This is a genomic window from Kitasatospora sp. NPDC059599, assembly GCF_042735125.1.
Classification (GTDB): domain Bacteria; phylum Actinomycetota; class Actinomycetes; order Streptomycetales; family Streptomycetaceae; genus Kitasatospora.
Genome location: NZ_JBHWCL010000009.1, coordinates 119,084 through 128,762 on the forward strand (window position 1 = coordinate 119,084; position 9,679 = coordinate 128,762).

At 74.8% G+C, this 9,679-nt stretch carries 9 protein-coding genes; 5 read left to right on the forward strand and 4 right to left on the reverse strand.

The genetic code is table 11. The features are described from left to right. The first annotated feature begins 120 nt into the window (after window positions 1-120). The gene (locus ACFV04_RS05580; protein ID WP_380527019.1) at window positions 121-1,119 is read left to right on the forward strand and encodes a trypsin-like serine peptidase; all 999 of its coding nucleotides are present in this window, start codon (window positions 121-123) and stop codon (window positions 1,117-1,119) included. A 32-nt stretch (window positions 1,120-1,151) separates the two neighbouring features. Here the strand turns inward: ACFV04_RS05580 and ACFV04_RS05585 are convergent, their stop codons facing one another. The 3 genes from ACFV04_RS05585 to ACFV04_RS05595 form a co-directional block, all read right to left on the reverse strand. Continuing rightward, window positions 1,152-1,898 carry an MBL fold metallo-hydrolase gene (locus tag ACFV04_RS05585; protein ID WP_380345144.1) on the reverse strand — a complete coding sequence of 249 codons (747 nt, stop codon included), beginning with the start codon at window positions 1,896-1,898 and terminating at the stop codon, window positions 1,152-1,154. 140 nt (window positions 1,899-2,038) lie between these two features. Next, the gene (locus ACFV04_RS05590) at window positions 2,039-3,013 is read right to left on the reverse strand and encodes a GlxA family transcriptional regulator (RefSeq protein WP_380527021.1); all 975 of its coding nucleotides are present in this window, start codon (window positions 3,011-3,013) and stop codon (window positions 2,039-2,041) included. 179 nt (window positions 3,014-3,192) lie between these two features. Continuing rightward, window positions 3,193-3,990: an alpha/beta fold hydrolase gene (locus ACFV04_RS05595; protein ID WP_380345140.1), complete on the reverse strand. Its 798-nt coding sequence runs from the start codon at window positions 3,988-3,990 to the stop codon at window positions 3,193-3,195. A 59-nt stretch (window positions 3,991-4,049) separates the two neighbouring features. Between ACFV04_RS05595 and ACFV04_RS05600 the strand changes: the two genes are divergently transcribed. Then, the gene (locus ACFV04_RS05600) at window positions 4,050-4,469 is read left to right on the forward strand and encodes a MarR family winged helix-turn-helix transcriptional regulator (protein ID WP_380527022.1); all 420 of its coding nucleotides are present in this window, start codon (window positions 4,050-4,052) and stop codon (window positions 4,467-4,469) included. A gap of 178 nt (window positions 4,470-4,647) precedes the next feature. Here the strand turns inward: ACFV04_RS05600 and ACFV04_RS05605 are convergent, their stop codons facing one another. Next, on the reverse strand, window positions 4,648-5,553 hold the full coding sequence (locus ACFV04_RS05605) for an oxidoreductase (protein ID WP_380527023.1): 906 nt from the start codon (window positions 5,551-5,553) through the stop codon (window positions 4,648-4,650). A gap of 324 nt (window positions 5,554-5,877) precedes the next feature. On the opposite strand from ACFV04_RS05605, the gene ACFV04_RS05610 reads away from it, so the two are divergent. The 3 genes from ACFV04_RS05610 (at window position 5,878) to ACFV04_RS05620 (ending at window position 9,429) form a co-directional block, all read left to right on the forward strand. Then, window positions 5,878-8,097, forward strand: coding sequence for a bifunctional lysylphosphatidylglycerol flippase/synthetase MprF (locus ACFV04_RS05610; protein WP_380527025.1), 2,220 nt, complete (start codon window positions 5,878-5,880; stop codon window positions 8,095-8,097). Between the two features lie 32 nt (window positions 8,098-8,129). Then, window positions 8,130-8,342: a hypothetical protein gene (locus ACFV04_RS05615; protein ID WP_380527027.1), complete on the forward strand. Its 213-nt coding sequence runs from the start codon at window positions 8,130-8,132 to the stop codon at window positions 8,340-8,342. 229 nt (window positions 8,343-8,571) lie between these two features. Further along, window positions 8,572-9,429, forward strand: a complete 858-nt coding sequence (locus ACFV04_RS05620; protein WP_380527029.1) for a hypothetical protein — start codon at window positions 8,572-8,574, stop codon at window positions 9,427-9,429. The last annotated feature ends 250 nt before the right edge of the window (window positions 9,430-9,679 follow it).

Consider the following 9,679-nt stretch of genomic DNA (forward strand, 5'->3'; position numbering starts at 1 on the left):
GGACGCCGAGGCGGCACGAGCCGGACCGTCGGCCGTACACGCCCACGCCCTTCACCTTTTCGAGTGAAGATCGCGAAGGGTGTCCGCCCCCGCACCCCGCCCGAACCCGACACTGCGGGTATGTCACAGCATCCCGCGGGCACGTCCGCCTCGTCACCGACGAGGACACGGGTCATCAGGCACGCCGCGGCCGTCGCAGCCGCCCTGGTCCTGGGCACCGGGCCCGCCCCGACCGCCTCCGCCGCGGCACCGGACGCGGGCGGTCCGGACACGGGCGCTCCGGACGCGAGGCAGCTCGGCGCGTACTGGACCGCGGCCCGGATGGCGGCCGCGCTGCCCGGCGACACCGGACGCGCCGCGCCGGCCACCGCGGACGGGCCGCTGCCCGGCGAGGTCACGCCCCCGAGCAGGAGCTTCGACGGCATCCCCCAGGTCGGGGCCTTCTTCTGGACCGACGCCGGGGGCACGGGCCGGAGCTGCAGCGGCTCCGTGGTGCGCAGCCCCGGCCGCGACCTGGTGCTGAGCGCGGGGCACTGCCTCTCGGGGTACTCCGGCACCTCCCCCAAGCGGCACCTGGGGTTCGTTCCGCAGTACCACGACGGGCTCGCGCCGTTCGGCGTCTTCCCGGTCAGGACCAACGGCGTCCACGTCCCGCAGGAGTACTACGACCGGGGCCCGCACGCCGGGGCCGCGTACGACTTCGGGTTCGCGGTGACCGAGGCCGGCCAGGACGGGCGGCGGATCCAGGACGCGGTCGGCGCGGTCGAGTTGCTCACCGACTCCGGGTACGTCCACGCGCCGGTACGGATGATCGGGTACCCGAGCCGCGCGCAGAAGCCGCTGGAGTGCCTCGGCCGGACCACCCGGTGGGTCGGCGACGACCCCGCCGACCCGGGCACCTTCCAGCGCATCGCCTGCGACGGCTTCGTGAGCGGGACCTCGGGGGCGCCGATGCTGGTGCCGTGGCCGGGCGGCTGGGCGGTGATCGGGGTGATCGGCGGCTACCACATCGGCGGCAACACCCCCCAGGTGTCCTACAGCGCCTACTTCGGCTCCGCCGCCCGGGCCCTGTACGACGCCGCGACCACCGGCGCACCGCCCGCGGGCCCGGCCTCCTGAGCCCGGGCCGGACGCCGCGTCCGGACGCCGCGTCACTCGCCGCGGGTGGTGAGGCGGCCGGCGGCGTCGAGCCGTGCGAGGCGGTCGTGTTCCTTCTCCGCCCACCGCCGCACCCGGTCCGGGTCGAGCGCGGTGCCGTGGCCGACGTGCAGGGCGGTGGGGTCGAGGGCGAGCATCCGGCGGAGGCTGGCGAGGTTCTGCCGGGGGTCGTCGTGGAAGGGCGGGTTGGCGGGCCTGCCGGGGATCAGGCCCATGAAGGAGGCTGCGACCAGGTCACCGGCGACGAGGTCCCCGTCGTCGGTGAGGACGGAGACCGATCCGGCGGTGTGGCCGGGGGTGGGCATGATGCGCGCCGCGACACCGAAGTCCTCCAGGCTCGTCTCGCCGCGGACGAGCACGCCGGGTTCGACCGGCTCGGCCCGGACGTGGAGGTTCCTGTTGCGGGCCATGAGGCGGCCCATCGGACCGGTGGGCAGGTACGGTTCGCGGACCCGGCCGGACCGGTACGGCCCGAGGTCGGCGACGTGGCCGGCGACGGGCGCGCCGGTGAGCCGGTGCAGTTCGGCGGCGGCACCGAAGTGATCGATGTGGCCGTGGGTGATGACGATCAGTGAGACGTCGGCGGGGTCGACGCCGTGGGCGGTGACCCCGTCGAGGATCTTCCGGCCGCTCCCGGGGGTTCCGGCGTCGACGATGACGGGCCTGCGGCCGAGCAGCAGGTAGGCGTTGACGGCGTGCCGGCCCATGACCGGGATCGGGACGACCTTCGTGCGGGACATGGCTCTCCTCCGGATTGTGCGGCGGTGCCGCGCCGTGCGGGCACGGCGGAGCTCGGCCCTTCGCCGGTGCCGGCGGAAGGGGGCGGGCGGGGGCGGCGGGGGCAGGTGAGGGGCGGTGGGGGCAGGCGGGGGCGGGCGGGTCAGAAGCGCCGGCGGTACTCGGCCGGGGTGGTGCCCAGCCGCCGCCGGAAGACGCGGTGCAGCGTCTCCACGGAGCCGAGGCCGCTGGCGGCGGCGACCTCCGGCAGGCTCCGGTGACTGTCCTCCAGCAGCCGCCGGGCGGCCTCCAGCCTGGCCGCCTCCACGTAGGCGGCCGGTGTCGTGGAGGTGCGCTGGTGGAACAGCCGGGTGAAGTGGCGCACGCTCAGGTGCGTCCGGGCAGCGAGGGCTTCGAGGGAGAGGTCCTCGACGAGGTGTTCGGCGATCCACATCCGCAGTTCGTCGATCCGGTCGTCCTCGCAGCTCCGGACGGACAGCGGCACGCTGAACTGGCTCTGCCCGCCGGCGCGTTTGACGTACATCACCATCATCCGGGCGGTCGCGAGCGCGAGGTCCTGGCCGTGGTCCTCGGCGACCATGGCCAGCGTCATGTCCATCCCGGAGGTGACGCCGGCGCAGGTCCACACCTGCCCGTCCCGGATGAAGATCGGGTCGGGGTCGACCCGGACCCGGGGGTGGTCGGCGGCCAGCCGGGCCGCGGTGAGCCAGTGCGTGGTGGCGGGCCGGCCGTCGAGCAGCCCGGCGGCGGCCAGCACGTGCGCTCCCGCACAGACCGAGCCGACCCGCCGGGCGCGGGACGCCCCGTGGCGCAGCCAGTCGGTGACTTCACGGTCGATCACCGGTTCCACGCCGCCGTCGGCGATCTCGACCGCCCCCGACACCAGCAGGGTGTCGATCGGGCCGGACACCTCGTCGAGGGCCAGGTCGGCCATCAGCCGGACGCCGCTGGAGGTGACCGCCGGACCGCCGTCGGCCGTTGCGATCTGCACGTGGTAGCCGGGCTGGTCGGTTCCGGCGACTCGGGTGGCGACGGAGAACACCTCGGCCGGGCCGGTGACGTCCAGCAGCTCGATGCCGGGGAAGGCGACGATCACGACACGGTGCGGTGGGGGCATGCCCTGATCATTCCGCCCGGCCGGCCACGGCCGCAATGACCAGGATCTGTCACATCGGGCCATCAAGGAGCACCGGATCCGGCCGGTCCGGCGCACCGCCGGCCGACGCGGGAGGACGGATCCACCCGCCCCGGACCGCCGCCTCCCGGGCCGGTACGTCCCGGCCCCGGGCGCGACCGCTACCCGGCGTCGGGGGAAGCGGTGCCCGTCCGGCGGAGGTGGGCGTCGATCAGGGCGAAGGTGGCGTCGGGCTGCTCGATCTGCGGGAGGTGGCCGGCCTCGGGGACGACCTCCAGTCGGCCGTTGCCGAAGGCCTCGGCGTACGCGGCGCCGTAGGCGGGTGTGACGATGCGGTCGCTCGCGCCCCAGAGCAGGAGGGTGGGCACCCGGACGCGTCCGATCCGGCGCAGCAGCTTGGGGTCGTGCATGTAGGGGTCGCCGGCGAGGAGGCGCACGGTCGCCGTGTTGGCCTGCCTGCGCGCGAGTTCTTCGGCCGGGACGTCGGCGAGGTCGACGTGGTACCGGTCCGGGTCGTGCCAGGAGTGCTCCGCGGCGCTGCGGGCGTCGAGGGCGAAGAAGTCCGTGATCGGTTCCGTGTCGACCTGCACGCCCACGGCGCCGATCAGGACGAGACCGGTGATGATTCCCGCGGTGTCGCGTACGGCCATCTCCGCGGCTGTCCAGCCGCCGAGGGAGGAGCCGACGACGAGGACGTCGCGCAGGGCGCGGTCGTGCAGGTGGTGCAGGTAGGCGAGGGCGAGGTCGTCGATGCCGGTGAGCCACCCGGGGCGGTGGGTGCCGTCCCAGCCGGGGTGCACCGGGGTGATGGTGTGGGCGAGGCCGGAGAGGTGCCGGGCGAGGCCGGCGACGGTGGCGGGGCCGCCGCCTCCGTGCAGGACGAGGACCGGCCTGCCGGTTCCGGCCTCGGTCAGGGTGAGGGGCAGGTCTGCGTACACGGCTGCTGTGTCGGTGGGCATGCCTCAGGGTAACTAATGATGTTTATATAAGCTAGTTTCGTTTGGCATAGACTCGACGCATGCGTAATGAGCTGCAAGAACTCGGCAGAGCGGTCAAGCAGGCCCAGTACCGACAGCACCGGGCGCTCGACAGCGCGCTCTCGGACGTCGGCACGACACTGGCCCAGTGGGACGCCCTGCGCGCGATCAGCCGCGCACCCGGCGCCTCGGGGCGCGAGTTGGCCACGGCGACCTTCCAGACCGAGCAGGCCTTCGGCGCGCTCGTCGGCCGCCTCACGACCCAGGGCCTCGTCGAACGCCGGCCGGGACACGGCCGACGCATCGAGCACCACCTCACACCTGCGGGCGAGCAGGTCCTGACCGCCGGCCACCAGGTCGCCGACGACGTCCTCGCCGACTGCTTCGCGGCGCTGCCCGAGGCGGATCGCACGACCCTGCTCGGCCTCCTCCGACGCCTCACCGAGGAACCGGACGCGTAGGACGGCCGGCGGGCACACCCCCACCGGGCCTCGACGGCCGGCCACCACCGGGGGTCGACGGTCGCCCACCACCCCGGCACGGACGGGCGGTCAGGTGCGGCCGGCGGTCGCGGCCCGGGAGGGCGGCCGCGGACGCGCGGCCCCGCAGGGGGAGCCGCGGTCGGACCGGCGCCCGCCGTCAGCGACTCAGGGTCGTGGGGAAGCCCACGCCGGTGAGCCGTTCGGAGACGTCCCACAGGCGGCGGGCCCTGGCGTCGTCGACGGCGTGGGGGCTGAGCTGTGCGGGGGCGGGGAAGCCTCGCAGCTCGCCGCGGCCGTCCGGTCCGGTGTAGCTGACCCCGGGCAGGGGCTGGGTGGCCGCGTAGAGCGAGGGCAGCGCTCCCTGCTCCTGCGACTGGGCGACCAGGCGGTTGGCGATCGCCATCATCAGCCGCTGGCCGGCGCCGGCGGCGCCGCTCTGCAGGTTGGTGGCGGCGTAGCCGGGGTGGGCGGCGTGCGCGGTGACGGCGGAGCCGGCCTCGGTGAGCCGGCGCTGGAGTTCCCTGGTGAAGAGCAGGTTGGCCAGCTTGGACTGCTGGTAGGCCCGCCAGGGGCGGTAGGACCTGCGCGAGTCGAGGTCGTCGAAGTCGATGTCCACGCCCGGTCGCCGGTGCGCGTTGGAGGCGACGGTGACGACGCGGTCGGTGATCTGCGGCAGCAGCAGGTTGGTGAGGGCGAACGGGCCGAGGTGGTTGGTGCCGAACTGCCTCTCGAAGCCGTCGGCCGTGCGCGCCTCGGGGATCGCCATCACGCCGGCGTTGTTCACCAGGACGTCGAGCGGGCCGTGCCATCCCGCGGCGAACCCGCGGACCGAGGAGAGGTCGGCGAGGTCCAGTCGCCGCACCTCGGTGCTGCCCGGCAGGCCCCGGGCGAGGGCTTCGCCGCGCCGGGTGTCCCGGACGGCGAGCACCACGTGGGCGCCGGCCCGGGCGAGTTCCCGGGCGGTCACGGCGCCGATTCCGCTGGTGGCTCCGGTGACGACGACCGTGCGGCCGGTCTGCGCGGGGAGGTCCGCGGCGGTCCACTTGCTGTGCGATGCGCTCATGCCCCCAGGCTGCCCGGACCCCTTCATGTTGTCAATGACAACATTTCCGCGTGTGCGCACGCCCCCGCCGCCACGACGGGCGCCCGGGCGGGCCCCCGAGGACGACGCGACCCGCACCGCGACCCGCACCGCGGCACGACGGACCGGCACAGCCGACCGGCCGCACCGCGCGGCGCCGCACGGCCGGCCCCGCCTCCCCGCTCCCGCGCCCGACCTCGCCGACAGCCGCTCCGCCAGGAGGAGTTGGACGGATTGACCTACGCTGTGTGAGGGGCTGCCGGGTCGCGCACCGGCCCGGCGCGACCACCGGCACGGAGGTGCGAGGTGCCCGCAGAAACCGCCCCGGCAGAACGGCGCGCCAAGACCGTGGCGGTCGCGGCGGCCTCGACGGTCCGGCGGCTGCCGTTCACGGCCGGAACGGCTGCGCTGATCCTGCTCGTGGGGTTGTCCGTCGGCGGCCTGTGGCACCCGGTCTCGGACCGCTCCTGGTACCCCGACGTCGCGTACGGCCTGCCCTCGTTCGAGGCCGGGCGCTGGTGGACCCTGATCACCGGGTCGCCACTGTGCGCGACACCCGCCGACTACCTGCTGGTCCTGCTCGCGGTCGTCCTGCTCGTCGGGCTCGCGGAGGCCCGCCTCGGAACCCGCTGGGCCGCGGCGGCGACGGTCCTCGGCCAGCTCGGCGCGGTACTGCTCGCGGCCCTGCTGTTCCTCGTGCTGCGCCACACGGACTGGGCCTGGGCCAGGGAGCAGGCGCGCGCGGTGGACGTCGGCCTGTCGGCGGGCGCGCTGTGCGCGGGAGCGCTGGCCTCCGCCGCCCTGGCCTCGCCGTGGCGGCAACGGCTGCGGATGGGCCTGCTCACGTACGTCACCGTGTGGCTGCTCTACGTCGGCGGCCTCGTCGAGGTGGAGCACGCGATCGCCGTCGCCGGCGCCCTGATCGCGACCCGGTGGCTGAAGGTGCCCGGCGCGGCCCCCACCTCCGGCCGGCTCAGCCGCCGGGAGTGGCGGCTGCTGGCGGTCGCCGGACTGGTCCTCCTCGCGGCGATCCAGACCGTGGTCCGGCTGTCGCCCAGCCGCGGTCCGCTCGGGAACACCTCGGGCGAGGGCGGGTCGGGCTGGCAGCTCCTGATCTCCCTGGTGCTGATCGCCCTGCTGGTCAACGGGCTGCGCGGCGGGCGCCGGGTCGCCTGGCGCTGGAGCCTGCTGCTCTGCCTCGCCAACGTGCTGCTGGGCCTGCTCGTCGCGGTGGCCTACGTGGTCGGCCGGATCCTGGGCGAGGAGGTGACGGTCACGGGGGCGGCGGTCTTCGTGCCCGCCGCGATCCTGTGGACCGCCGAGGCCGTCGTCCTGCTGGCGGGCCGGGAGGCCTTCCGGGCCGGGCGTCCGCGCCGCCGGGTGCGCCGCCGCACCCCGCCCGGCGGCCCGCACCGGCCGGGCCGACACCCCTCGGGCGCCGTCGGGCCGGCCGCGGACGCCGACCCGCAGGAACGGGCGACGGACCTGCTGGTGCGCCACGGCGGCGGGAACCTCTCGTGGATGACCACCTGGCGGGACAACTCCTACTTCTTCCCCGACGACGACGGGGGCGGGGGCGGGGGCGGGGACGGGGACGGGGACGGGGACGACGGCTACCTCGCCTACCGGGTGCACGCCGGCGTCGCCGTCGCGCTCGGCGACCCGGTGGGCGCCGAGCGGACCCGGGCCCGCACCATCACCCGCTTCGCCGACATGTGCGACCGATCCGGGCTGGTCCCCTGCCTGTTCTCCGCGACCGCGCAGGCCGCCGAGGCGACCGGCGCCCTGGGCTGGCGCTCGGTCCAGGTCGCCGAGGACACCGTCATCGACCTGCCCGACCTGGAGTTCCGCGGCAAGGCGTGGCAGGACGTGCGCACCGCGCTGAACCGGGCCGGGAAGGACGGCGTGGAGTACCGGCTCGGCGCACTCGCCGAACAGCCCCGCCCCGTCCAGTCGCAGGTCCGCGCGATCTCCGAGGAATGGGTCGGCGACAAGGGCCTGCCGGAGATGGGCTTCACGCTCGGCGGGGTGGACGAGGCCCTGGACCCGCGGATGCGGGTCGGCCTGGCGATGGACGGTGACGGCCACCTCTACGGCGTCACGTCCTGGATGCCGGTCTACGACCACGACGGGGCTCCCCGCGGTTGGACGCTCGACATGATGCGCCGCCGGGACGGCTTCCGGCCCGTGGTCGAGTTCATGATCGCCTCCAGCTGCATGGCGCTGCGCGACGACGGCGCGCGCTTCCTCTCGCTCTCGGGCGCGCCGCTGGCCCGCAGCGGAACCGCCGAAGCGCCGACCGTGCTCGACCGCATCCTCGACCAGCTGGGCAGCACCATGGAGCCGTACTACGGCTTCCGCTCGCTGCACGCCTTCAAGGCGAAGTTCCAGCCCCGCCACGAGCCCATGTTCCTGCTCTACCGCGACGAGGCCGACCTGCCCAGGATCGGCCTCGCCCTGCTCCGCTGCTACATGCCCGCCGCCACGGTTCGCGACCTGCTCAGGGTCCCGGCGCACCACGGCTGAACCGCGGATCCGGCACGGTGGCGGAGCCCGCCGTGGCACCGGAACGGGCCGTCGGCGCGGCCTGGGACCAACTCCACCAGGTCCGCCCGGCCCGCCCTGACCGGCTCCTGCCGGTCACCCTGAGCGTCCTGGCGACGGAGCTGTACACCGTCCGGGCCCGGACACCGCGCACGCGCGCCCGACTGAGCGCCCGGCGGACCTGGCTCGAACAGCACCAGGACCAGGTCACCTCGACCCGGCCGTGAACGCCGGCCGCGCCGCCGACTGACGCCGGACCGACGGACCGACGGACCGGCCGCAGGCCGCGGGCCGCGGGCCGCGGGCCGCGTCTCCGAACCGGGAGCATCCCCGGGAGCGGGTACGGCAGTTCACCCGGGTTCGGGGCGCCCGGGTGTTCCACCAGGGCGGGTCGAGGCAGTGGATGATGGCCTGCGCGGGCCTGAGCACGGGCGAGTTCACGAGGGGGATGCGGCAGTGATACAGGTGGACTCCAGCGGGGCGTTCAGCACCAACTGTGTCGGTGTGAAGTGCCTGCCGTTTCCGCTGAGTTTCAGTGTCGGCGAGGCCGACGGCTCATGGATGATCAGCGCGGCCGCCGCTCGTGCGGGAGAGCTGATCGACGTGCTCACCCGCACGGCGAACGACACGGTCGTCGTCGTGAACCTGGGGACGAACAGCTTCCTGGACGAGGACGACCGGCAGTGGAAGCCGTCGCTGATCGCGGCGGAGCAAGGGGTCGACTGCACCGTCCACCGGCTCGGGGCGTGGGCCCGCGTCTCCATCGGGCTGAGCGAGGAGTTCCTGGTGATGGACCGGAGCAGCCTGCCCCGGTTCCTCGGCGCCACCTGGTCACCCTACGAACTGGCTCTGGTCGACGTGCCGTCGGGGACCACCCCCGCGCAGCTCGACGAGCTCGCCCTGGTCATCGGCACGGCCTTCGGCAACGAGCCGGTCCTCCCCCACCTCGCGGAGTCGCGCTTCTCCCTCTCCGGGCACGACGACTGCTACCTGCTGGTGGAGTCGCGGGACGCTGCCGTGCCCGCGTCGCTCCTCGGCCGCATGCTGGCCCTGCTGGCCGGCTCCGCTCTGATCGAGGCCGGTGGAGTCCCGTCGGTGCGGGTTCCGGAGCCGGAGAACGCGCTGCCGGAACGGCTGCTCGGCGAGAACCCCCATTGGATCGGAAACGTCGGAACCGCCTCCGGGGACATGGTGACCGTCAAGCTGTCCCCCCTGTCGCAGCGGTGGCACCTCGGCGTGATGCCGCCGGAGCGGGCCCGGTACACCGCGACGCTCGACCTGGCGAACGGCCGGTGGCACCTCGGCTCCCACTGAGTCATCGGGCACGGGGGCGACGAGGCTCGACACGGCCGGAAGCGGTGGCCGTTCACGCGTCAGGGTGGCTGTTCGTACGTGTCCGGTGCGCCCGTGCGGCGCGGGGACGGCGGACGCGGCCTGGCGGTGCCCTCGGCGGGAACGCGCCCGCGCGCTGCGCCCGGTGGTGCGGCGACGCACCGACTCGCCGCGCCGGCACGGCACATGGCCTCGCCCGGGAAACGGCGGGCCGGGAGGAGGAGACGACACG